This window comes from Phycisphaerae bacterium (assembly GCA_019636475.1).
In the GTDB taxonomy this organism is placed as follows: Bacteria; Planctomycetota; Phycisphaerae; order UBA1845; family UTPLA1; genus JADJRI01.
In genome coordinates this window covers 69,198-92,318 of sequence record JAHBXN010000009.1, presented here as the reverse complement: position 1 = coordinate 92,318, position 23,121 = coordinate 69,198, and the positions used below count along the sequence as shown (strand labels likewise).

33 protein-coding genes are annotated in these 23,121 nt (G+C 60.2%); 16 read left to right on the top strand and 17 right to left on the bottom strand.

Annotation, left to right across the window (positions count from 1 at the left end; all coding sequences use genetic code 11):
* Positions 1-58: 58 nt before the first annotated feature.
* From KF841_14360 to KF841_14280, 17 genes are all read right to left on the bottom strand, one after another.
* Positions 59-1,180, bottom strand: a complete 1,122-nt coding sequence (locus KF841_14360) for an ABC transporter ATP-binding protein (protein ID MBX3396541.1) — start codon at positions 1,178-1,180, stop codon at positions 59-61.
* Positions 1,177-1,341, bottom strand: coding sequence for a hypothetical protein (locus tag KF841_14355; GenBank protein MBX3396540.1), 165 nt, complete (start codon positions 1,339-1,341; stop codon positions 1,177-1,179). Before KF841_14355 ends, KF841_14360 begins: the two co-directional genes overlap by 4 nt.
* 123 nt (positions 1,342-1,464) lie before the next feature.
* The gene (locus KF841_14350) at positions 1,465-2,355 is read right to left on the bottom strand and encodes a hypothetical protein (protein MBX3396539.1); all 891 of its coding nucleotides are present in this window, start codon (positions 2,353-2,355) and stop codon (positions 1,465-1,467) included.
* The gene (locus KF841_14345; protein ID MBX3396538.1) at positions 2,343-2,696 is read right to left on the bottom strand and encodes a hypothetical protein; all 354 of its coding nucleotides are present in this window, start codon (positions 2,694-2,696) and stop codon (positions 2,343-2,345) included. Before KF841_14345 ends, KF841_14350 begins: the two co-directional genes overlap by 13 nt.
* Before the next feature lie 393 nt (positions 2,697-3,089).
* Positions 3,090-3,560, bottom strand: coding sequence for a hypothetical protein (locus KF841_14340; GenBank protein MBX3396537.1), 471 nt, complete (start codon positions 3,558-3,560; stop codon positions 3,090-3,092).
* Entirely contained in the window at positions 3,557-3,919 is a 363-nt protein-coding gene (locus tag KF841_14335; protein MBX3396536.1) for a hypothetical protein, read from the bottom strand. Before KF841_14335 ends, KF841_14340 begins: the two co-directional genes overlap by 4 nt.
* Entirely contained in the window at positions 3,916-4,191 is a 276-nt protein-coding gene (locus KF841_14330) for a hypothetical protein (GenBank protein ID MBX3396535.1), read from the bottom strand. The genes KF841_14335 and KF841_14330 overlap by 4 nt, the downstream gene beginning before the upstream one ends.
* Complete coding sequence (locus KF841_14325; protein MBX3396534.1) at positions 4,188-4,649, bottom strand: hypothetical protein; 462 nt, start codon at positions 4,647-4,649, stop codon at positions 4,188-4,190. The genes KF841_14330 and KF841_14325 overlap by 4 nt, the downstream gene beginning before the upstream one ends.
* Positions 4,646-4,906 carry a hypothetical protein gene (locus KF841_14320; protein MBX3396533.1) on the bottom strand — a complete coding sequence of 87 codons (261 nt, stop codon included), beginning with the start codon at positions 4,904-4,906 and terminating at the stop codon, positions 4,646-4,648. The genes KF841_14325 and KF841_14320 overlap by 4 nt, the downstream gene beginning before the upstream one ends.
* An 18-nt stretch (positions 4,907-4,924) precedes the next feature.
* Entirely contained in the window at positions 4,925-5,311 is a 387-nt protein-coding gene (locus tag KF841_14315) for a hypothetical protein (protein MBX3396532.1), read from the bottom strand.
* On the bottom strand, positions 5,308-6,498 hold the full coding sequence (locus tag KF841_14310) for a hypothetical protein (GenBank protein ID MBX3396531.1): 1,191 nt from the start codon (positions 6,496-6,498) through the stop codon (positions 5,308-5,310). Before KF841_14310 ends, KF841_14315 begins: the two co-directional genes overlap by 4 nt.
* Positions 6,499-6,581: 83 nt before the next feature.
* The gene (locus KF841_14305) at positions 6,582-6,830 is read right to left on the bottom strand and encodes a hypothetical protein (protein MBX3396530.1); all 249 of its coding nucleotides are present in this window, start codon (positions 6,828-6,830) and stop codon (positions 6,582-6,584) included.
* Between the two features lie 19 nt (positions 6,831-6,849).
* Complete coding sequence (locus KF841_14300) at positions 6,850-8,133, bottom strand: ATP-binding protein (GenBank protein MBX3396529.1); 1,284 nt, start codon at positions 8,131-8,133, stop codon at positions 6,850-6,852.
* Positions 8,134-10,206 (bottom strand): transposase, encoded by a 2,073-nt coding sequence (locus KF841_14295; GenBank protein ID MBX3396528.1) that lies wholly within the window; start codon positions 10,204-10,206, stop codon positions 8,134-8,136.
* A 37-nt stretch (positions 10,207-10,243) separates the two neighbouring features.
* Complete coding sequence (locus KF841_14290) at positions 10,244-10,513, bottom strand: hypothetical protein (protein MBX3396527.1); 270 nt, start codon at positions 10,511-10,513, stop codon at positions 10,244-10,246.
* A gap of 85 nt (positions 10,514-10,598) precedes the next feature.
* Complete coding sequence (locus KF841_14285; GenBank protein ID MBX3396526.1) at positions 10,599-11,153, bottom strand: hypothetical protein; 555 nt, start codon at positions 11,151-11,153, stop codon at positions 10,599-10,601.
* Positions 11,150-11,641, bottom strand: a complete 492-nt coding sequence (locus KF841_14280; GenBank protein ID MBX3396525.1) for a hypothetical protein — start codon at positions 11,639-11,641, stop codon at positions 11,150-11,152. Before KF841_14280 ends, KF841_14285 begins: the two co-directional genes overlap by 4 nt.
* A gap of 66 nt (positions 11,642-11,707) precedes the next feature.
* Between KF841_14280 and KF841_14275 the strand changes: the two genes are divergently transcribed.
* The 16 genes from KF841_14275 to KF841_14200 all read left to right on the top strand — a co-directional run bounded on the left by KF841_14275 (position 11,708) and on the right by KF841_14200 (position 23,088).
* Entirely contained in the window at positions 11,708-12,493 is a 786-nt protein-coding gene (locus tag KF841_14275; GenBank protein MBX3396524.1) for a hypothetical protein, read from the top strand.
* Positions 12,494-13,085: 592 nt separating this feature from the next.
* Positions 13,086-13,745: a hypothetical protein gene (locus KF841_14270; protein MBX3396523.1), complete on the top strand. Its 660-nt coding sequence runs from the start codon at positions 13,086-13,088 to the stop codon at positions 13,743-13,745.
* A 785-nt stretch (positions 13,746-14,530) separates the two neighbouring features.
* Positions 14,531-14,938, top strand: a complete 408-nt coding sequence (locus tag KF841_14265) for a hypothetical protein (protein MBX3396522.1) — start codon at positions 14,531-14,533, stop codon at positions 14,936-14,938.
* A 94-nt stretch (positions 14,939-15,032) separates the two neighbouring features.
* Positions 15,033-15,296, top strand: a complete 264-nt coding sequence (locus tag KF841_14260) for a hypothetical protein (GenBank protein ID MBX3396521.1) — start codon at positions 15,033-15,035, stop codon at positions 15,294-15,296.
* Positions 15,293-15,598, top strand: coding sequence for a hypothetical protein (locus tag KF841_14255; protein ID MBX3396520.1), 306 nt, complete (start codon positions 15,293-15,295; stop codon positions 15,596-15,598). The genes KF841_14260 and KF841_14255 overlap by 4 nt, the downstream gene beginning before the upstream one ends.
* Before the next feature lie 6 nt (positions 15,599-15,604).
* On the top strand, positions 15,605-15,967 hold the full coding sequence (locus tag KF841_14250; protein MBX3396519.1) for a hypothetical protein: 363 nt from the start codon (positions 15,605-15,607) through the stop codon (positions 15,965-15,967).
* 5 nt (positions 15,968-15,972) lie between these two features.
* Positions 15,973-16,149, top strand: a complete 177-nt coding sequence (locus KF841_14245) for a hypothetical protein (GenBank protein MBX3396518.1) — start codon at positions 15,973-15,975, stop codon at positions 16,147-16,149.
* Entirely contained in the window at positions 16,146-16,397 is a 252-nt protein-coding gene (locus tag KF841_14240) for a hypothetical protein (protein MBX3396517.1), read from the top strand. The genes KF841_14245 and KF841_14240 overlap by 4 nt, the downstream gene beginning before the upstream one ends.
* Positions 16,384-16,611, top strand: a complete 228-nt coding sequence (locus KF841_14235) for a hypothetical protein (protein ID MBX3396516.1) — start codon at positions 16,384-16,386, stop codon at positions 16,609-16,611. Before KF841_14240 ends, KF841_14235 begins: the two co-directional genes overlap by 14 nt.
* Positions 16,592-16,984 (top strand): hypothetical protein, encoded by a 393-nt coding sequence (locus KF841_14230; GenBank protein MBX3396515.1) that lies wholly within the window; start codon positions 16,592-16,594, stop codon positions 16,982-16,984. Before KF841_14235 ends, KF841_14230 begins: the two co-directional genes overlap by 20 nt.
* Positions 16,981-17,355 (top strand): hypothetical protein, encoded by a 375-nt coding sequence (locus KF841_14225; GenBank protein MBX3396514.1) that lies wholly within the window; start codon positions 16,981-16,983, stop codon positions 17,353-17,355. Before KF841_14230 ends, KF841_14225 begins: the two co-directional genes overlap by 4 nt.
* A complete protein-coding gene (locus tag KF841_14220) occupies positions 17,352-17,591 on the top strand; it encodes a hypothetical protein (protein ID MBX3396513.1) in 240 nt (79 codons plus the stop codon). The genes KF841_14225 and KF841_14220 overlap by 4 nt, the downstream gene beginning before the upstream one ends.
* A gap of 7 nt (positions 17,592-17,598) precedes the next feature.
* Entirely contained in the window at positions 17,599-18,114 is a 516-nt protein-coding gene (locus KF841_14215) for a hypothetical protein (GenBank protein ID MBX3396512.1), read from the top strand.
* Positions 18,114-19,493 carry a terminase family protein gene (locus tag KF841_14210; protein ID MBX3396511.1) on the top strand — a complete coding sequence of 460 codons (1,380 nt, stop codon included), beginning with the start codon at positions 18,114-18,116 and terminating at the stop codon, positions 19,491-19,493. Before KF841_14215 ends, KF841_14210 begins: the two co-directional genes overlap by 1 nt.
* The gene (locus KF841_14205; protein ID MBX3396510.1) at positions 19,490-21,865 is read left to right on the top strand and encodes a DUF935 family protein; all 2,376 of its coding nucleotides are present in this window, start codon (positions 19,490-19,492) and stop codon (positions 21,863-21,865) included. The genes KF841_14210 and KF841_14205 overlap by 4 nt, the downstream gene beginning before the upstream one ends.
* Complete coding sequence (locus KF841_14200; GenBank protein ID MBX3396509.1) at positions 21,862-23,088, top strand: hypothetical protein; 1,227 nt, start codon at positions 21,862-21,864, stop codon at positions 23,086-23,088. The genes KF841_14205 and KF841_14200 overlap by 4 nt, the downstream gene beginning before the upstream one ends.
* Positions 23,089-23,121 lie beyond the last annotated feature (33 nt).

Below are 23,121 nucleotides of genomic sequence, written 5' to 3'. Positions count from 1 at the left end.
GCAACGGCCGCGCGAAGGAAGACGGCCGCGAACCGGGACTCGCCCATGATGAAAAGTCTCATGTGCGGTCTCCGATGTATCGAAATCCAAGAACGGCTCGAAGGTGACCACCAAACGTCGGCACGTTGTGGCCGGCCGCGTGTCGGCGGCTTCCCGCCTTGCCGGCACGATCGGACTTTTCGCCGATGCGCGCCGTGGTGAGAACCCATCGTTCGTCACGGCGCAGCGCCGCGGCGAGGCCGGGGTGGCTCGTGTGGATGATGCTGGTCATCCGCTTCGCGTAGCGATTGCGGCCGCGGAAGTAACGTTCGGCCATGTGATTCAGAAACGCCATGCCGACGCCCGCGCCCTGCCATTCGGGCATGACCACCAATCGGCTGAAGCGCACGCTCTTGACGCCGCACGTTGGCGCAGCGGCGAGATGGACGATGGGCTCGCCCTCCACGTATCCGACAAAGTTCGTTGCACCTGCCATGAGCGGAAGCTTCAAGTAATGATGCGGCTCAAATAGTCGCCACATCGACCAATTCGTTTGACGGACTTCGATCGTGATTTCGGGCCGTCGCCGAAGCAACCTCCTTGCGAAGGTGCCCTTCGCGGCGTCGAAAATCCAATCGGGCTGAAGCCAGTCGGTGACATCGCCGTGGCATGTGACGGCCACGAACTGACCGGCTCGCCGCCGCCACGCCTTACCGAAAGCATGGGCCGCGACGCGGGCCACCTTGCGGTCGAGGGCGGACGTGAATTCATCCAGCCACACGCGATCGCCGGCCTCGAGCAAGAGCCGGGCGAGTTCGGCCCGGAACTTTTCACCGACCGAAAGAACGTCGAACGGCCTGAGCCAGGACGGGCAACTGCCAAGTCCGACCGCGGATAGCGCGGCGACGGCGTCATTGAACGGCACGCTCGCGCCAATCTGGTCGATGATGGGACCGCGCGTCCAGACAAATCGACTGTGTTCGCAGTCGGTGCCGAACGCCTCGCGAGCGAGCGTGCTTTTCCCTGACCCACTCGGACCGACGATGAGGCCGACGCGCCAATCTGATTCGTCGGTTGGAAGTTCGGCGCGAAGCGTGAACGTGCTGCCCTGATCGGGCGTGACGTTGAAGAGCGAGCGGACGCGGGCTGCCCGGTAGCTCGACGGAATTTTGCAGCTGCGAGAAACATCGTATGTCTTCATAGGACCAGCACCTTCGGCTCAAGGCCGCTCTTGCGCAGCCGGTTGTAAAGCCGGCGCTGGTCTCGTTCGTTCCTGCACTCGATGGCCACGGCGAACCGCGGCTGATAACGAATGCCCTTTTCATCCGCGGCGTGCGGCCGCGTAGTTTTCCCTTTCTTCACTTCTCATGCCTGCATTCTCCGGTGCCGATTTGTGGGCTGTTGGGGAAATAGCCCGGCGCGATAAATCCGGTGCTCGTAACACCGCGTGGGTTCGGCCGGTGCCGCCCCACGCGCCGGGCCTTTTCACTTCGCGGACTTTTGAACCTCCTGGATCGGTTGCTTTGACGCAATCTGCGCCGCGCGTTCAACGCCGAACCGCGCGACGAGCTCGGCGGCGATCGCAAGCCGCAAGCTGACTTTGATCGGTGAATCCTTCATGGGCCGTAGCGCACCCAACGCATAATTCATGATCGCGGCCCATGCTTTGCGGTTGGACTTTGGCAACGCTTCGATCGCGTCGAGGTGGCCGATCAGAATGTCGTAATGTTCGTGCAGTTTTTTATGGTCTCGGCCGTTGCCTCGTGCGGCTATGGCGCGAAGGCCAGACAAGTACTCGCGGATCGTGGGCGGATTATCCGTCCTCGTGCTGGCAATCGTGTTGACGTGGCGAAGCCAGCCACGGTCCGTGATGAACGCCATTGCTTTGTCATATCGCACTCGATCTGCGACGGATTGCCTCTTCTCGGCGATCTCTGCGGGGGACGGGGCGGCGTGGCCGCGGCGCTTACCGACGCGGGCGAGTTGCTTGTCGATGTTCTTGTCGACCGCGTCCTTCATCCAATCGGGGAATGCCAGGAAGCGGCCGTTGCACTTCTCCTTGATCCACGGATCGGCGGCATAGGCGCGGATCGCGACGAGCACATCTTCGGCGGACATCTTTTCGCCATCATTCAGCGGGCCGCTGATCCATTTCAGCGCGTGGACGGCGAGGAACATATTGTGCTTGGTCTTGTTGGCGCGGATGCCGAAATTGGCGAACGCCTCGTTCCAGACTTCGATGCAGCGCAGGGCGAAGTCGCACTCGGCCCTGGTCCATGAGTCGCGCAGGTGCGATGCCGAGCGGGCGGCATCGGCGGCGGCGGTTTGAAGGCCGGGGAGAGCGGGTTGTTTGGCGGTCTGGGTCAAGGTTCGCATTCCCAGTTTTCTAAATCCTCGTTCCACTCGTGTTCGTCGTCGTCGTCGAAGTCATCGTCGTCGTTGCGATCATCACAATCCGGACAGCCAAGGCACTCGACCCCGCCGTGCCAATGGCAGACGCAGAAGTCGCCGCCGCATTCGCAATGAATCACGCCGTCGCCGCCGCAGCGGTCGGGCAGGTCTTCGTAGTGCGGATTTTCGACACCGCACCAGCATGGGCCATCATCCTCGTCCAGATCGATCACCTCGCATTCGTCGCAGCCTGGACAGGGTTGATCGTCGATGGTGCCGGTGCCGTGGCAGTGGTCGGTCAGGGTTTTCTTTTCGGCGTTCATCATCTCGCTCATTTCATACAGTGAACTCGCGATGAGCCTGTCTCTGCCGGGTCGCAGTCTTTACAAGTGCAGACGTTCACGGGAACAATTCCATGATTGATTCCGCGTGCTGAATTGCAGGGACAGCCATCCGCGATCCTGGCATTGCCTTTAACCAGCGGTTTGCCACATCCACGGCATGACTCGCCGGTGGGTTCAAACATCAGTTCTTCGACACATCGAATCAATTTCGCCCGTCCATCGGCGTCTTCAGTGTGATTGCAGCCAACGGCACGCGCGACGCCTTGAATGCACGACAAAAGTTCCGCTTCGCGGCCTGACTCGGCCTGCGTGAACTGGGCCAATTCGAGAAATAGCTTGTCGATTGTCTCTGTCGTCACCTCGTCAATGCTCCTTTCAAAACGGCGCGCGTCGTTCCTCGCGCGGCTGGTTGGCGCGGTGTTGTTTGATCTTCACCTGCTTTAAGAGTTCGATGACGCGGACGGCGTCGCCGCTGGAATCGATTTTGTTCATGGGCCGGCCGTCCGTGAAATGCCGCTTCGAGAGCCAGTCGCTTAAGTCTTCCGCCTTCCAACCGAGTTCGCGGCGGAGTTCGTCGATCGTGTTCTTTTGCGGGCCGGTGGCGAAGGCGTAGACGCCCTTCGGTCGACGCGGCTTCGAGGGGCGCTCGAACGGCCGGCGATTCTCATAGTTGGGCGGCTGCTGCTTTTCGATGGCGTCGATGAGGATCGCGGCCTCGGCGATGGTCAAATCCTTGGTGGAGAATTTGCCGGTGGGCAGCATCGCGTGGACGGCGTCATTATCATGGCCCGCGCGGCGAGCGGCGGTCCAGAGCTTTTTGAGTTGTTCGGGCGTGATTAACTTCATAGCTTTCGCATGAATTCCTTCGCCTTGCTCACCTCGATTTCTAGTGCCTTAATCTTGTCACAGAGTTGCTCTTTCTCCTTCGCCCATTCAGCCTCCGTCTTGAAACGGAAGTCCTCGTTCATCTTCCGCGTTTCAGGTTCAGCGCCGGCAGCCACCATACATCGCTCGATCATGTCGGCGGCGAGCACTTTGTCGCGGACCGAGCGGCCGTAACTGGTGCCGTGGAATATCGCGGGCTCCTGTTGAAAGCAGACGATGATGACGATGTCCTTGTCGTGCTTCTCCGCGATCTCCTTCGCGACGGCGACGGGCACGGACTTGTAGCCGGGCGGCGGTTCGAATTTTTTGTTGCGTTTCAAGACTTTCCTCCATCAAACAGTTCGTCCTGGATGACCGGATTGCCGACGCCGAGCTTATCGCAGGCGGCGGCGAATGCTTCTTCATAGCCCTCGCCGACGCGGTCGTAGAGTGCTTTACGCATGGCATGGGGCAGTTTGAAATAGCACTTGCCACAGAAGGTCTGCATCCCCTTTTTCTTCCCCGCACAGGACGGGCAGACATCGGAACGGAGCGACCGCACCAGTCGGCGGGTTTCGCGCAGGGCGGCGGAGTCGGATGAATTCAGGCTCATTTACGCGCCTCCTCTTCGGTTTCGGGCATCACGTCGCTGAGCGTTCGGGCGAACTTCATGACTCGGATAAAGCGGCCGCACGGCGTCGGCTCATCGTCGTGGATGACCACGAAGAACCGGGTGCAGTGGTGGCACCAGAATTTATCGTTGTCGTCGTAGAATGAATCCGCGCCGCACTCGGGGCAGTTGAGGATCGAGATGTCCTCCGGGCCGCGATTCAGATGAAACGCATGCTCGACGCGCTTGTCGCTCCACGCCGACAGCGGCTCCTTCTTGGACCGGTCAAAGGCGCGTTCGATGCTGGTTTCCATTTCGTCGTCCGCGATGTCCGAAGCTTTGCGGAAGTCGATGACGATGGGCAGGCACGGCAAAATGCAAACATATAACGTGTTGCGATCTCGGTCCCAGAAAGCCCCGAGCCAGAGGTCGAACCATTTGAATTTCAGGGAGAGCTTCATTGGTTCTCCGGCCAGTCCATGACCAGCGATTTGCGGGTTTCGGGATTGCGGACAATGACCTCTGAATATCCAGCACGCCGCTTGCGCTGGATGCCGATGTAGGCCAGCAAGGCGCGATGCACCAAATCGCCGGCATCGACACAATCAAACTCCTTCACGGCCTTGTCGATCGTTTCCATTGCCTTCGGTGCCACGTCGAAGGCCACGCGAATCGGCGTTCGACTTTTGGCGGCGGGGTTTTCGAGAGTTGCATTCATTGCGGCTGTTCCTCCGTGCTAGCAGTTTGTCCCAGATGCCACGACGGCGGCATGGTTCGGACACAAGATTTCCCATACCCGGTTCGGGCGAACATCGTCTCGCGGATCGGCGGTCCAGCCGCCCTTGCGCAGGAATTCGAGCATGGCCGGCACATCGCCCTTTGTGGCCGACTCCGGAATGGTGACCGATGCTTCGCAACGCCCGTGGCCGCATCGCGCCATCTTGGTTTTCGGCGCGGGGGATGGCTGATAGGGTCGCCGCTGGACGCCGAGAATGTTCAGCCGCGCATCGACCGAACTGATGCAGCGCCCCAGGGCGCTGGCAATCTCATGCAGCCGCATGCCTTTATCGCGCATCGCGAGAAGGTCGGCATCATCCCGTTTTGTCCGGGCACGTCCTTTCATGGCGCAATAGTCACTCCCGTTGTTTTGGCGAAGGCGTTGTTGGCGCCGACGTGCGACTCGGTGATTCGCAGGTGCGTGGGATCGCCGTAGTAATGCAGGGTCCGAATGCCCTGCTCTTCCAATATGGCGGCAAATCCGAAGTAGCGGTAACGCGGCAGCGGCGGCATGGCCGGCTTGTCGATCGGCGTGGGCGGGCAGAAGAGATCATCCCAGTGGGCCGCGACGCCGAGCTCGTACAAGGCGCGCCAGCGCATGTAAGTGGAAATCTCGCCGGTGCCACGCCATTGACGCGGGTACCCGGTCCACAGCGCGTAGGGCTTCTCGCGGTTTTGCTCGCGATCTTCGCCGATCAGCGGGGCGCGGCCTTCCAATTGCCAGTAGAACGGAAAGAGATAAATCGCCATGAACGTTTTCCGCTCACCGGGCGTGAGGCGATGGCGCTCGTCCCAGAGCATTTGCACCAAGACCTCATTGAAAATCATGTACCAGGGCGAGCCGGAGAGGCTGAGATTCCAGCCCCATTCGTTGACCATGTTCCAGAGCATCCACCGGCCGCCCTTGTTCGCGCCGTAATCGGCGAGCGGATCGCACGGCACGCCGAGCGCCTGCTGCAAACGGACGCGGCACAGTGAGACTTTGCCGTAGTTCACATTCCATCCGTGCGTGCCGGTGCGCAGGCGCTCGAGCAGCGATTCGAGCAGCGGGCGGAGCGTGTTTCGGGCCTTGGGGCTGAGCAGCGCGATGCGGGCGAGTTTCAGGGCCTGCGGTTCGGGGTTGGTGACATAGACCTGATAGGCGTCCGGCACGGCCGGCCACGTGGTGACAATGAGCGGGCACTCGTTCAGGAGTTGCCATTCGTAGGACGCGTCGCCGGTCGCGGCCTGGTATTCGGCGGCGGCGACTGCACGGTCGATGCGATCGGCCACGCTGTAGGTGACCGTGGCCTTGCTCCAGCGGTCCAGCCAGATTTTGCGGTCGGCGATATAGCGCGCGGCAAGCGGGTGAGACGCGGCGACGCGGCACTTCTGCTGGTCAACAAAGGCTTGAATGTCGCGTCCGTCCGTCACGCCGTCGCAATTGAAGTCGGCGGCTTCGTCGCCGACGATGAGCTGGCAGGCGATATTGTCCGCTGACTCTTCGAAGGCGAAGGCGACGAGCGGAAGAAATGGGAGGATGAGCGCGGCCATTGTGGCGGCGCGATTGCGACGGTTGGGGTGTTTGGTGACTCTGCGTCTCATGGGTGGCACTCCTTTGCCTTTGAACAAATCGATTAGGAAATTGCGTCCGACGCCTGCCAGTATTCGCAAACGATGGCACGTCCAGGCGGAACCGCACACGCGACATCATCCGCCATCGCGATCGACAATCCGCGAAGCGAAGCGGCCAGCGTCTGCATCGCATCCAGCGTGGCTTGCTTTACGTCTCGCGATTTCTTTTGTGCCTTGGCCGCGCGAACGAGCGAACGCAAACGGAACTCCAACTCATCCAGTTCGGTGTCGGTGACAATGATCTGACTCATCCGTGAATCTCCTTTGCGTCTAGCCAACTGCACGGGCTTCGTATTCGCTGGCCATGTGCTTGCATGATGCCAGGCTCTTTTCGATCTTGTTCATGATCTCCTGGCTCTCGGTGCCGTGCGCAAAGAGCGTGTATCGCGTGGCCTCTCGGACCGCGTCCACGCCGATCAAAGCGCCGGGTTGCCTGCGGGTTCCGCGGACGATCTTCTCGAAAACATTGTTGCACGTGCGGAGCATGCCCGACTGCGGTGTGCAGGCGATGGCCTGAAAATACTCCTCGGCCGCTTTCGACAGCCGGACTTCGTTCGACCGGAAAATCGCCCTGATGTCTTCGAGCGAGAAGATGGGACGCTCGGTTCCACCGCTGCCGTCGATGCCGCGCGTCAAGTCCATCTGCATGCCAACGCGACTGGCAAACTGGTCATATCGCATCTTGCCCAGGCCGAGACGCATATCGCTTAGACGGGCGGTAAACTCCTGCGTGGCTAAAACAACGCAGGGAATGCCGCAGACGTCGGTGATGTCGCGGATGAGTTCGCAACAGCCGAAGTCCATGCGGTGGCCTTCGTCGATGATCAGGAGACGCCCCGAATCGCCGAGACGATCTTGCAGCGTGTCCATGTTGAGATTCATGTTGTGGCGGGGCTCGCCGCCCGATGCCGACACGACGGCACGTATCAGGCCCTGCCTTGTCGCCTTGCCGATGTCGATTCGAACGAGCAGCGACGACGGGTCATCGGCATGCAGTGCCTGCGCGCCGATCGACTTGCCGCAGCCGGCCGGGCCAAACCCAAGGGCGATGCGCGATGCGTCGAGCATGCGAATGCCGCCCGCTCCGCGCACGCGGCCGTTGGACTTGGCGTATTTCGAGAGGAAGAGAATCGTCTCAAAGACCGAGGTGGAATAAAAACCGAGCGGCCGCGATTCTCGGCGGCGGCGGTCATCATCTTCGATCCACGTGTTGAGTTGGCGAAGAACCGCGTCGGCCTCGCCCTTGTAAGTGCCGGCGAGTACCTCGCTGATCGTGTTGCTGGCACGGCCGATCGACCGCCCCACTTCTTTCTGAGTGAGTTTGTAATCGGCGATGTGGCGGGAAACGGCCTGCCTGATTTTGGCTCGCGCGGCTTCGTCGAGCTCGCTACCATCCGGCAACTTCACTTGCCTGGTCACTTTGCGGGCCTCCATGCCCATCGCCTGAACCATTTCAGGAGGTGCTACATCCATGTCACTCGCCGCTTCAGCCGGACATACCGGCTCCACCGGCTCGGCCGGCTTCTCGTTCTTCCTCATCCACGGCGGGAGCATTTAATCCTCCAGAAAATCCTCCAATGACAAGCCGCCAAAATGCCGCTCGGCGGGCGGCGGCGCTACATCGGCCTCGGCCATGTCATGCACATTGAGTTCGCGGTTGGCCGTGCCGCTTCGAACGGCCTTCGAACGCTTCTCGACTTTTTCGGGAATTGCGTCGATCGCGGCTTCCAGGTCGGGCCGGACTCGGAGTTGTGGCACGGGTGACAGCGACTGGATGCGGCGATCGCCGTGAACGGCCTCGATGCCTTCACGCTGGAGTTCGAACCGCTGCTTGGTCGTCAGCCCGTCGAAATAGTCCCGCGAGCCTCGCCGCATCTTGCGATAGGGCTTCACCGTCTCACGGTGCAATCGTGCCTGACGCTTGGCATCTTCCTCGCTGTAATCCTGCCAGCGCTCGCACTTGATCGGCGGCACCGTCGATAGCGGCATGCGGTTCAAATCGCAGACGATGACGTTGTCGCCGATGTTGTCCGGCTGATAGCGGAGAAGAACCTGCTGGCCCTGAAGCGGAATGAGCGAGGGCTCGCAGAATCCATAGATGCCGTTGCGGAATCGGATGCCATCGCGACCCACCGTGCGCGGCTCGGAGAAGAACGCAAACAAGTGATCGAGCACGGCCGGCGTTTCCGTGCGGGCTGGTCCATCCCGAAATGCCTGCATCGCTTCAAGCGGCGTCTTGCCGAATAGATCGGCAGCGCCATGGGGCCGATTGTGATAGTTGTCGAGCCATTGCTCGAACGCGGCGATGAGATCGTGAATCGTCGGGAGCCTTTCGAGGTTGGCTTTGATCCAGTCGCCGCGATCTTCGTGACGCTCGGTCGGCGAGCCACCCATGAATGAATCCCAAAATCGATCGAAGTGGGTCTTCATCACAGAAAAGAACGGCTCAACCGGTTTAGCCCAAGGCATGTAGGGCCGCGCTGTCGGTTGTACGTCGATGCCGAGTTGCTCCATGACGTAGGTGCGTCGCGGCGTTCCGGCTGGATCATCCCGGCGGCGCTTCTTCCTGCTGTTGCCGAGGGCTTTGACATAATCCTTACCCCAGTCGCATCGGGCGATCCTGGGCTTGCCATAGACCAGCACGCCGCGCTTGAAGGCTGCGAGAATGGTTCGCGAACTCCCGCGCAATGAAATCTCCCACCCCACAATCACGCGAGACCGCATGTCCATCCACACCGTGAGCGTCACGACACGCGTGGCCTTCCAGCCGCGTGAGCCGCAATAACGGATGCACACGTCCATTGTGCGTTCATCACCGACCCACTCTTCGTTGGCGGCGATCGACTCATAGTTGCGGCGGCGCTTGGGCATGTGGAGCTTGGTGCAGGCGCTGTCGCCCTTGTTGATGAAGGTCTTCAACGCGGGCGGGCGGCGGCGCTGAAGTTCAAGCTGGATGGTTCGATCAGCCGGCATCTTCCAGGCGGGATTGTCCGGATGCTTAGCCGCTTTCCCTCGGGTGAGCTCGATCGCCTCGGACGCGGAAAACTTGTTGCCGCAGTTCACGAGGTTCATGAGCATTTCCATCGCGGCTTCGCCGACCGGGCCGGCCTTGTGCCGCGCGTAAACCTTGCGGCACAGCCCTGCAATGTGCTGCTGACGATAAGCCGCTTCCCATCGGTAGAAGGTGCGGACATCCGGTGTCGTCAGGTCGGCATCGGCAAAGACGCCCCGTGCTTCAAGCGATGCGATGTAGGCGGCGCGGGCATCGGCCTCTTTCATGCCGCGAGCCTCGAAGCGGTTGAAGCCGAGCAGAATGTCCCGCTTGGCGATAGCCGCGTCGATGTAGTTCTGTGGCGTGCCATCCTTGTAGAGTTCGGCGACGAGCTCGCGGTCGACCGACAGCGCATCCAGTTCGCGGGGCAGGCGATCATCGACCAAGGGCGAGACGTGCCACTTGCCGTCTTCCATGGCCGCGAGTCCACGCGGGGCGAACTCCTCGGCGCATCGGCGGCGAAGATGCCGCTCGGCGATACCCATGATCCGGGCAGCGTCGGCGGCGGGAATGAGCCGGTAGCTTGGCGATTGCGCCTGGGCGTCGGCTTCGAGTTTTTGAATTGCTAGTGCCATTCTTCAGTGGTTCCGGGTGGCGAGTTTCGATTCTTGATCAGCACGCGATGCGCGGGCGGTCCATGATGCAGCCGGGAATAAGAGAGCCGACCGTCGCGAGTTCGATCGGGTCGGTAATCAGCCGGGTCAATATGATCGCGTTCGACTGATCCTGAATCAGTTCGAAAGTTCCGCAGTGGCTACAGGCGACATGAATGCTGCGTTGCAGGGCGATCGCCATGCCGTTGGCATCGCGGACGGCGTTCCACGCGCCGTCGATGTGATATTGATCTTGTCCGACTTTTTGCTCGCATTGCGGACAGTTCATCGTCATACCTCCATTCTTAAAAACTCCTCATGCCGGGGGCGAGGCACTGGGCCTCGCCCCCGGAAGCATGGAGGGGAAAGAAGCCTCAATAAGAATCCACCGGCCCCGATCGCGGGGCTGTCGCCAGATCGCGCAGCCTGATCTTGTGGACCGCGCCTTCAATGCGGCGAATCGCGGTCATGACGGTGGTATAGGTCAGGCGATCCGGCTGGCCGTCACGGAAGTTCTCGCCGGTGCGGTGCGCTTCAACCGCCTCGCGCACTTCTTCAATGGCACGAACGGCGAGATCGGCCAGCACGCTCACGCGGAAGTTGGGGTCGCAATTCCTTTTTGAAATATCACGGACGGCGGCGGGTAGTTCCTCCGTGGCCTTTACGCTCGGTTGGGCGGCTCCATCCGCACCCCGCGCGCCGTCCGTGGCGGGCAGCCCGGCGGGCGACGGGATTGAGTCGTCGCGCGCCGGTGAATTGATAGTTCGTAGTTGATGCGTCTCGAATTGCCGGCCGCACTCCGAGCAGCAGTGGAAGCCGAAGTGCCGTCCCTCGCTCAGTACGGTACTGGCCGACGCGCCGCATTCGCAAAAGAAGGTCCTCCCCCGAATGTGCGGACGAGGGATGGTGACTTCGTCGAGCGCGTTCATGATGACACCTTTCCGGCGTGGGCCGTGAGCGCCGCGTCGACCAGGGCGAGTCGGCGCTGGGCGGCGGCGCTGTGGCGTCTGTAGTTTTCGATGGCGATCTTGTCGGACGCGTCGATCTTGGAATCGGCGAGAACCTTGGCGATGTACTGCAGCGCTTCCGCCGCACTCTTCGTGGCATTGCAGGCTTCGGGAATGAGTTGATCGAGCGGGGGAATTCGCGCCGGCGTGGCGTTTGCCACTTTGGCAACCGTCATGGATACGGGAATCATGCCGGAGACCAGGCCGACCAGCCGCATATCGAGCGTGAGTTCGAAGGCCGCTCGAATGACCGTCGACGGCACTGTTCGCTCGCCGCTGAGGTACCGATAGATCGATTTGTCGTCATAACCCGATCGCATTGCCAGTGCCTGGACCGTAACGTTGTGCTGCGCAATCACGTCAGATAACAACGTTGAATCGAACGGCATAACGTCTAGTTCCGTGGTCATGTGTCGCGGTCCTTCGCGAAAGATTCAATCCGTTTTCGCTCGACGTGGCCCGACGCCGCCGTCAAGATGAGTTTGAAAATTGACCGGTGGCGGCTTACCTCGGCGGTGGACCGCCACCGGTCCTGGGTCATCAGCAGGACTCGCGCATTGGCGCTTCGTCCTGCTCGGTTTTTGACGGCTCACGAAGAACGCCCTCGCGGGGTTTCGCCGTCGGGCCGGCGTTCCTTAGCCGGCTATTCGTTTTCTCCGGGTGGGCGGTGCGCACTCGATGCGGGGTTCAAAGGCATCGATGGCCTGCTCAACAAAACGCTGCATGAGCATGCCGCAGGCCTTCGCCTTCCGCTTTGCGGTCGCCCGCGCCGCTTCGGAGATTTTGATTGTCTTGGTCGGGCTTATTCCCATTATTTTGTAATTTATCCCATGATTTTGGGAAGTCAAACAGAAAGTTGGGAGAAAGTAGTAAAAAAGTTGGAGCCTCCCTCTAATGCGGGAATGGACTGGGCAGACCGGCTGGAAATGCGGCTCAAAGAGAAGAACTATCAGGCCGTTTCGCGCCGACTCGGGTTCTCAAAAAATCGCCTGTATGCCATCGTGCGCGAGAAGTCGGTGCCGAACGCGATCGACGCCGTGAAGATTTGCCGCTATGTGGGCGCTAGCGTGGAGGACATCTTCGGTGAAGATGCAACCAAGGAGCTCAGTCAGGTTCGGCCTCCGACTCCGGAAGAGGCGGATCGGGCGGCACGTAAAGCCTGGGATATAACGGCGAATGAGGTTCGTCAGGAGACTGACGCTTCGAAGGCCGCGCGCAAGGAGTCATCCAAGGCGAAGGACAAAAATCGTAAAAGCGGCTGACCAGATCGGCAGCGCGAACCTGATTCGAAACGGACATCTGGTCGAGCAGCATCAGAATTTTGCGGGCGGGCGCACTGAAATTCAGGCGATAGAAGGCTTCTCGCGACGTGGATTTGGCGCGTCGTACTTGCATGGGGCCTCCGGCCGAATAAGGCTCGACGGTGTCACCCTCTGTGGAGACGCGATTCCTTGGCCCCGTCGAGCCCCTTGAGAGAGGCGGCAATCGCGGGCGGACCGAACACCCGTCCGCGAATCACAAAAGAACTATACTTCGGTTTTTGTTTGGTGTCAAATAAAACTAGGGCAGTTTTCGGAAAATGTTCGGTGCTTACCGGACCGTTGGCGGAGTTTGAATATCATGGGAATCCGGGCCGTTTTCGCGTTGATTCTCTGTATGTGTTCGGCGGGAGTTTGGTCCGACGATCCTCCTAAAAAAACGCCAGAGAGTCAAAACGTCAAAAAGTCAAAACCGAAGCCCGCCACGTCGCAGCCGGTGAAAAAGAAGAAACCGAAGCCAGGGCCGGAGCGGAAGTTCAAGGCCGCGCCACCGTATTCGTCCCTCAGGGAAATGGACGCGAGCGCGAAACGGACCATGAACAGCCGGCGATACCAGCTTTTCCGGAAGAAAAAGAGCGTCATCGACCACCTGAGATGCGGCGACTGCAAGGGCAAGGGGCGTCGGAATAACCGCGTGTTCACACCTCAGGCGGGCGATAGCGTGAGTGACGAGGAGGTTCGTGGTGTCTGTCCCGGTTGCCGCGGTGCGCGAGTGGTCCCGAGCGTGTTCGCAAATCGAGTTTTAGCCGAATACTTCGCCTTCGAGCGGGCCTTCAAACGTGACTACCTGTTCGCCGAGAAGTTGGACACGGGGCTCATGACCTGGATTCATCAACACGTCAACAACACCATCGCCCTCAAAATTCTAAACGGCGACGCCGCGCGGCGGCTCAGGGCCGGGAAGATTGCAATCGGCGACGTCTTTCTCGTCGGAATCGAAGTCTTCAAAACGCACGAAGAAAAGGGAGTTACGCTGCTTCAAGCCACTCTCGACCCGATTTTCAACAATGGCGACCGTTCAAATCTCTTCGTGATGCTCCGCGATAAGGTCAGCCAAAACACCTCTCAGAATTTTTTCATGCTCGTGATCTATGACGGTCAGACTGAATATGAGAATATTTTCGGCGACAAGCTCAAAGCTCAGGTGATGACGTGCCTTGGCTGGAAAAAGATCAGAGTTCCGGAAGAGGACTGAGGCCGAACCACGCTGAAAATGCTGGGCTATTTACTCATATTGGCGGGGATTCCGCTCACGTTACTGTTCTGCTTTCCGGGGTTGGGTTGCATGGCGGTGGGATGTCTGCTGGTCATGGCCGGGAAAAAAAGTTCTTGACACCGAAAATCGGGCGCGGGATAAAACCCTTGCGTTCCTTAGCCGGCATTCGCAGGGACGCGAATGCCAACGTCACGGACGACGGAATATCCGGCTTCTTTGGGTGCCTCCCGCGCTGGCGGGATTTTCTTTGCGCACTCGTTTTCATGCCTTGAAATCAAGTGGTTTGTCATCGGCCTGTGCCTGATTCTTGGCACTGCGTTTCTCGATTCACATCGCATTCAGACTTTCGCCGCCGCCTCGTCGGACGGGGCCATTTCCATTTTGGGCGGCGGCACATCGCCGGCCTTTGGCCAGCGCATCACCCCACCCCGTAAATCGCCCGAGCAGTTCCTCGGGGCGCGGCGATCGATTTTCTCCTCCACTTCCGACCGCCCGCATTGGGCACTTTATGAACCCATTTCGAAGCGAGGCCGATGCGCATCGGCGCTGGCCGCACGGAGTGCGCACTCTGTGCGGGCGGTCGGCGGTAGAGATTGCGTTGCCAACGTGACGGAGGCGGATCGGGGTAGATTCGAACCGGGACGTTATGCGGCCCGTGCCCCGGCCTGTGCCGTTGGCATGGCATTTTTGAAAGGAGACTCGCAATGAAAAATGAAAAAACATGGTCGATCGCGTGGTTTGTGGGATGCATTGTCGCGGGGTTGATGCTGGCCGGGACCGGCTGCGCAGGCGAGCAGGCGACGATCACCGATGCCGTGACCTCGGTCACCACGATGGCCACCAAAACGACCGACACGATTCTCGCCAAGATTCACGACGAGGGCGTGCTGGAACAGTGGGCCACGCAGATGTCGGGCAATCTGCACGACCCGTCGCTCGTGATCGAAAGCGGGCCGGTCTGGCGGACGCGCATCGGATTCGACGGGGCCAATGCCCGCATCGACGCCGAGGCGGCGGGCGACGCCACGCGGCTGCCGGCCGGTGTGCGCGAATCCATTCTGGAAGCGATGAAGGGCATGGACTCTTCCGATCCGCGATACCAGCAACTGCTGAATCTGATCGCCCAGGATCGCAAGGAAAAGACGGGCGGCGAACAAAATAAAACCCAATGATGCCGTGCTGTCGGGTGTGTGGCACCGGCAATCGGGCCGGTGCCACACCAGTTTTTGTTATTCAGATTAGACCGAGGGCGAAGAAATAGACGTGATGAGCAGCGACCCCATTGGATCGGCCGGGAAGGCGCTGGCGAGATTGACGGACCGGGTGTTTATGAGGACGCCGAAGGGGTCGACATTGCAGATGGACATCGCGAAAAAAGGCGGCGGACCGCGAATCTATTTCGCGATCTTCCACAAGGAACTTTCGGGCATCGTCTATCGCAAACCGAGCGTGCTGGAACTCGGCGCGGCCGAACTCGAAGCGGCCGGTGATGAGATCGCGGCACAACTGCGAAAGCAGGTGAGGGCATGAGCAAGTGGGAATATGAAGATTCGCCGATGCCGCCGGACGCATTTCGCATGCGGCGCGGGCAATGGCTGATCGCGGCGATTCTGGCGGCGCTGGTGATGTTGACCGCACGGCTGATCTGGATCGGGCGGGCCGGGCTGTTTGTCCTGGCATTCGCGTTTGTGACGGGCTGCACCTTTCACCTGGTGACGGTGCAGGTGACGCCGGGGGCAAAGGCCGCGCCGACATCGCAACCGGCGGCAACGACGCAGCCGGTGGCACGCAAATCGTTCATTGAAAAACTGATTGAGGATCTAGCGGACTGACATGGAATGGCGAATCCCGTTGTCACCATCACGAGCCCGACCAGCAACCCCGCTTATCAGACGGCGGAGGCCGGCATCGAACTCGGCGGAACCGTGACCGATGCGGACGGCGATATCACCGGCGTGTCATGGACCAACCAGACCACGTCGGATTCGGGTTTCTGTTTTTTCAATTCTGAATCGGGAATTTGGGGTGGCGCCGTCATACCGCTCGCGATGGGCGAGAACATCATCGAGATCGTCGCGGTCGACGCGCTGTCAAACGAGGGCTCGGACACGATCACGGTGACACGCATCGATGTCAAGCGGCCCGCGCCGCTGGCGATCGCGATTGCGGCCGCGAATCAGCGTCGACGGCGAAGGAGATAACCGACATGGATTTCAAGGCACTTGTCAAAACAAAAACGTTCTGGCTCGGCGTGCTGGCGGTTGCCGGCGGCATCATCGAAGGCGTCTTCGATGGCTGGAATCAGGCGTGGGAAAAAATCCTGCTCGGCTTCGCGATCATCACCGGCCGCCAGGCGGTGGCCAAGGTCGAACAGAAACTGTGACGATCTCGCCCGCCGAGTTCGACCGACGATTCGCCGACCATGTTCTGTCGGCGCGGCAGGCCGGCGGCAAGGTGGTGTGCAAGAGTGCCGGTTACTACGGCGAGGGACTCGAAAGCGAAGAGACGCGGGAACGAATCAAGATGGCGTGTCGGACTCAGGGTATCGGCGGGCAGTTTATCGCGATGGCGACAAGCTCGCTGACGGGACTGAGATTGTGGGAGAGGCGGGAACGCGATGGGACCGAGTGAGACGCGGGCGATGGAGATTCTGCTGGCGATGTCGCGCGGGCGATCGCTCGCGAGCCTCGTGACGGACGAGGGGTGGCAGGAGGCGGCGGCAATGCTCCTGAGTTGGCAGTTCGTCAGCGGCGAAGGAACGCTGACCGAGAAGGGGCAGGAATTCACGCGGCTTGTGAAAGACGAGGCGATGTATCGGATCAAGTATGGAACGCGGCCCGCATGACAGACCGGATGCATCGAAACTGACTGAAGTCGCGGCGCGGGTGTACGCGGCGTTGAAGGCGAAGGATGCATACGGCGCGGCGAAGCCGGTGAAACAGAGCGAGCTTGCGAAGCTCGCCGGAACAAACTCGCGGGTGCTGCAATGGGCGCAGTTGCAACTGATCGAACAGGGTGTGCCGGTCTGCTCGACATGCGGATCGCCGCCGGGCGTGTTCATCGCGACAACGCTGACGGAGTTGCAAGCCTATGGAGCCAACCTGCATTCGCGAATCGTCGGCAATGCCTGGCGGCTCAAGGGCGTGCGGAAGATGACGCGAGATTGGCTCGAACGATTGGAAGTTGAGCCAAGCGGGCAGAGGAGATTATTTGCGTGACAGGACAAGAGAGAGCCGAAATCATCGCGGGTCAAGAGGAGCTACGCGGCGACATCCGCACATTGGAGGCCAAGGTCTCCGGCTCGATCGATACGCTGACGGCGCGACTCAATGCGCACCTTGAGAAAACATCGGCGGAAACAAAAACGCTTTTCGCAAGCCGTCGCGAGCAGACCGAAAAGATTCATGCGATCGAAGTCGACTATGTCCCGCGACACCAGTTCTCGTTGCACCAGGCGGAGAATCGCGAGGACCATAAATCGTTTGCCGACCTCATCGGCAAGGCCCAATGGCGGCTGGCCATGATTTCCGGAGGTATATCGCTCGGCGCGTTTCTGGCTGGGCTGGCAGTAAAGGCGGTGTTTCCATGAGCAAGGCGGTACTGGTTGCGGATGCGCACGACGCGGTCAAAAAGGCCGTGGCGAATTGCAATGACAAGGCGAAGGCGCTACTCGGTGAAGTGAGCGCCTACACCTCGAAATCGGCGGAGAAGATTCTCGGAGCCGAACCACACCGCATGACGAAGCTGGCGATCGAGCTCATGCAATCGCACAGCGATTTGCAGGACGCAACGCACGAACTCGATGCACTGCGACGGCAGGGATAAACGACTGATGCCAAAGCGCGGGCGACCGCCCAAGAACAAATCGATGGACGATCTCGATCCGGCCATCCGGTCCGAAGTCGATGAAGCGATTCGCTCCGATGCCAATGAGTCGGCATCGTCGATCTTCCGCCGTTTTGGATTGGCCACGCGCGGCATCCTGATTGGCACGTTCATAAAATACGCGGGCAGGATACGCAAGACGGAGTGGACCGAGCCGCCCGAAATAACAACGCCGCCATCGGCAAAGGAGTTGGTGGACCAACTCATGATCGTCTCAATGCAGTCGGCCTTGTCGGGGGCGATGAAACCGACCGACGCGGCAGCGCTGATTGCGCGGATGCAGGAATATGACCGGCTGCAAATTATCCGGGACGCGGAGACGCGGGCCGCTGAGATACATGACGCGAAGATGGCCGAGCTTCGAAAGGCACAGGAGCAGGCTCTCGAAGTCACTACGAATGACGTTCGATTGACGCCCGAACAGGTGCGGGAAATTCGACTCAAGGTACTGGGAATCGCTTAATGGTTGCGGCGAACGAATACAAACCTGAACACGCGATGGAGTCGGTCATCAAGCCGTATCCATACCAGGTTCGGCTCGTCACGAATAAGGCGCGATTCATGATCATCATGTGGTCTCGTCAGTGCGGCAAGAGCATGGGCGCGGCGCTGCTGGTTAACGACGACATCCTGATGACTGAGGCCGAAGGAAAGAAAACACTCTGGACCGTCATCAGCCGGTCGCTTTCGCAAGCGCGCGAGATGGCCATCAAGATTCGTGACGTGGCCCGCGCGGTCGAAGCGGCGAAAAAAATTCTGATCGCACCCAGCATGCGCGAAGTGGTGAATGAGCTGGAGGAGCGATCATTCGAACTCGAATATCCGGGCGGCTCGCGCGTTGTTGTCGTCTCGGGCAATCCCGACTCCGCTGCCGGCTTCACGGGCAATGTGCTATGGGACGAGGCGGCGTTGACCAAGCGCAACCGCGAACTCTTCACGACGGCGTTCCCGGTCGTTTCGCGCGGCGGCTACAAGTTCATCATCATCACGACGCCGAGGCCGGGCTGGTTTCAAAAGAAATGGGAAGAGGCGATCAAACCCGACTCGATCTGGTCGACGCACCGGCTCACGATTTACGAGGCCGTCGAACAAGGTTGTCCGCAAGACCCGGCGATGTTGAAAGCAGCGCTTAATGATGACATCGCCTGGCGGCAGGAATACCTATGCGAGTTTGTCGATGACGAAATTTGCTGGCTGCCGTGGGAACTCATTCAGGGATGCACGAGCGACAAGGCTTCGAAGCGGCTGATCGATTGCGACGATGACAGCATCTTTGGCGGTTGGGACATCGCCCGGTGGCACCATCTTTCCGTGCTTACACTGCTGGCCAAGCGAGCGAACCGTTTTACCACGGTCGGCATGGTTGAAATGAAACGGATGCCGTTCGAGCAGCAGTACGATGCCGTACAGGCGGCATGCCGACACTATCCGAAATTTACTCGGCTGGTGCTCGATGCAGGCGGCATGGGCGAACCGATCGTTGACACAATGAAAAAGCGGCTCGGCAGTTCGCGCGTCGAAGGCGTGAAGTTTCAGGGGCTGAAGGAAATTCTCGCGGGCGATCTGCGCGGTCTGTTCGAAGAGCGGAATATTTTAATCCCGGACGATCACGATTTACGGCAGGACCTGCACAGCGTTCGCTGTACGACAACGGCGGCGGGCAATAAGCGATTCGAGGGAGAGGCCGGCGATTCGCATGCCGACCGGTTCTGGTCGATGGCGATGGCGATTCATGCGGGCATCACGAAGGCAGCGCCGATGCCCGTGTACGAGCCGGTGCAGCGTTGCGTGTTTGCCGATCGGGCATTGGACGATGACGACGGATGGGGGGATGACGAATGAGCGCGGCCACCGGACGCATCGCCAACGCCGCACGACCGCCGACCGCCAAGGCCACACGGCCGCAAAAGGGCGGACGCATCGTCGTGCCGACATCAACAGGTTTCGAGATTGCCGATCTGTTTCGGGGCAACCCGACGCCCGAGCGCATTGTCCGCATCCTGAAGACGGCCGTAGAGGGCGAGCCGCGCGAACAGTTCGAACTCTTCGACACGATGTGCGAAATGGACGGCCATCTTCGAAGCGTGTTCGAGACCCGCAAGATGGCGATCGGCGGACTCAATTGGGAGCTCGTGCCCGCCAATGAAATCAGCCGGCACCCGAAGATCAATGACGCCAAGGCCAAGGCAGTGCATGAATACTGCGCCGCAGTCATCGCCGAAATCGACGGCTTCGATTGCGCGCTGCAGTGCCTGCCCGATGCGATCGGGCGCGGTCTCAAAGTGGCTGAAGTCGAGTATCGCGCACAGGTGCCTGTAGCGTTGCACTGTGTGGAAGATGCGCTTTTGACCTGCGATCACATGAATCCGTCCCGGCTGCGCATCCGGCTCGAATCCGACTGGAACGGCATCGCGATCGACGAATTTCCGGAGGGCAAGTGGATCGTTCACCGGCCCGTTTCGATCGGCGGGCTTGCCGTGCGCGGAGCGCTCCTGCGACCGGCTGCGCCGCTATTCTGCATCAAGGTTTTCGCGAAGAAGGGCTGGGCGATTTACAACGAGCTCTTCGGTATGCCGATCACTGTCGCCAAGTATGGCCAGCCGGGCGACACTGAGACGCGCAAGGCGATGACGAAACTGATTCGCGACCTGGGCCTTAATCGCGGCGGACTCTTTCCTGAAGGCACAGAGATTGAATTCGTCGAAGCGGCCAATCGCGGGCAACTGCCTTATGAGCGAATCGCCAAGTACATCGACGCGGAATTCTCGAAGCTCTTTTTGGGTCAGACGCTGACCACGGAGATCGGCGAAACGGGCGGGGCCAAGGCAGCGGCGACAGTCCATAACGAAGTGCGCAAAGATCTGCTGAAGCGCGACATCTCGAACGAAGGCGAGACGATCCGGTCGCGACTCATCATCCCGATCGCACGCCAGAAGTTCGGCGACGAAGGCGTGATGCACGCGCCATACTTCCGGCGTGTCATCGAAGAGGCTCGCGACCTATTGGACATGGCGGAGCTACTGGACCGGGCGGTCAATCGGCTCGGGGCCAAGGTGCCGAAGTCGGTTGTCCAGGACGAGCTCGGCATTCGCTTGACCGATGACGAAAAACCAGGCGATGCGCTGCCGGGCGCGACCGGCGGCGATCCTTTTGGAAACGACCTGACCTTCAACAAGCGCGCGGGCCGTTCCAGCTTGACCGTGCATCGGCGCAAGTTAATCGAGATTGTGAAGCGGCGGCGAACGCCGGCAGCACGAATGAGCGCGTGGATCATGGCGGCGGTGCTGGCCACGGCCGCGCATACAAGCAATGTTATCGCGGCGGTTTCCAACTTCATCGAGAAGCGGCGAGACAGTGAGACGGCACTGGCGGACCTGCCGCAGATGTTCGACCTGCTGCCTGTTGACGAAATGCAGGCCGTCGCCGAGCAGTCCGTCCTGGCAGCGAAGATGGCCGGCATTCTGGATGCCCAGCGAAAACTCGGAATCAATCGGAGCGAACTGCGGGTACTGCTCGCGCACGCCGAGATCGACTTCAACCGCATTCCCTTTGAGCGAGCCATTGGAGCACTGCGCGATCGGATCGGGCTGGACCCGGATGAGTTTGCAGCACTGGAGCTCGAAGCACGCTCGCGGGCATCGCGCGTGGCCGGCGTTTATGACATGGGCGTTCTGGCGACGATTCACCAGGCACTGGTGAAGTCGATCGCCAACGGCGAAATATCCCGCGACTTCCGAGTGCGGCTGCCTTCGATGGCTGACGCCGCCGGATGGTCGGGTGAGAACCCATATCACGCAGACCTTGTTTGTTTCCAAAACTTCATGATGGCGCACGCGGCCGGGCGCTTCAGCGAGTATGTCGAATTCGGCGCTGCCGGCTGGATGTTTGTGTCGAACGGCGATGCGTGCCCGATCTGCCAGCCTTACGTCAACAAGGTGTTCAAACTCACCGATCGCAAGGCATTTCCACCCCTCCATTTTTGGTGCGACTGCGAGGACGAGGTTGTCTTTGAGGACGAGGTATCGACATTCGACGATTCAAAGTCGACCAAGAATGGCGCTCATGATGACGAGCTCGCCAAGGACAGGGGCTTCAAGTTTGACCCGGCACAGTATGCAAACGTTGAACCGCTGAAGATCGGCGGATTTCCGAAGGAGTTGCAGCCGGCATTTCGCAAATTCGGCGAGGGCCGCGGCTGGGAGGTTATCGAGTGAAACCGGAAACAGTAACGATCGTTGTTAGCCGAATCGCGCTCGACGCCGAACCGCCCGAGCGAATTCTGGTCTGTCCGTGGGGTGGAGTGAAGAGCACCAGCGGTGACTTCGTATGCGATAGTGAGGCGGCCGATGCCATTCTCGAGGCATTCAAGGCGCACGGCGTCGATCTGGTTGTCGACTACGAACACCAGACATTGGCTGGTGATTATTCATCGCCCTCTGGACAGGCGCCTGCAGCGGCTTGGATCAAAGCGCTGGAGATCGAGGAGGGCAAAGGCATTTGGGCGAATGTGGAGTGGACGAAAAAGGGCGCGGAAGCGGTTCGGCTCAAAGAGTATCGCTATCTCTCGCCTGTCACAATGCTTCGCAAGAGCGACCGACGCGTTGTCGGCCTGCATTCGGTGAGCCTGACCAATATACCCGCGATCGTCGGCATGGACCCAATCGCCAACTCACGGAGGCATTTTATGCGAACGGCGCATAGTGAGGACCTTTTTACAACAGTCCGGTGGTGGCTCAATCTGCCAACAGCCGCGACGGAAGGAGACATTATGTCGGAACTAGAAAAACTCCTCGCGAAGTTGCGCGAGGTGGCGGGCGTCAAGGAAGACGCAACGGCTGAGGCCACGTTCACGGCACTCAAGGCGAAGCTCGACGCAAAGGTCGGAATCTCAGCCGTAATTTGCAAGGCGGCGGGCGTGGCCGACAGCGCATCGGAAGCCGATGTCGTCGCGGCCATCAACAAGAAGGGTGAATCCAAGAGCGACGGCACCGACTGGAAGGCGCGGGCCGACCTGCTCACCGGCCAGCTTGAACAGGTGAATGCCAAGGTCAAGACCCTGCAAGAGTCGAGCACGAATCGCGATGTCGAAACGCGCATCAACAAGGCGAAGGCGGACGGCAAGATCACCGACGCCGATCTCGACGACGAGACCAGGGGGCCGGAGCTCAAGCGGATGGCGGCGGATGAAAAGCTGTGGGACACCTTTGTCGGCGTGCTGCCGGCCAAGGTGCCAGCCCCCGGCCGCGTGGTGCCGAATTCCGCGAAGCCGGCGACGGGCGGCGATCGCCTGTTGACCATCAACAAGGCGAAGGCCGAGTTCGACGCCGAGCCCGGTCTGGCCGACCTCACCACGCGCGAGGCGTATGTCGTGGACGCCCTGCGCACGGCGAAGCTCTCGACCAAACTCAGCGACGAGGAAAAGAAACTCGTCGCCTGATCATCCACCGCAACCGTATTAGACGCCAGTCTT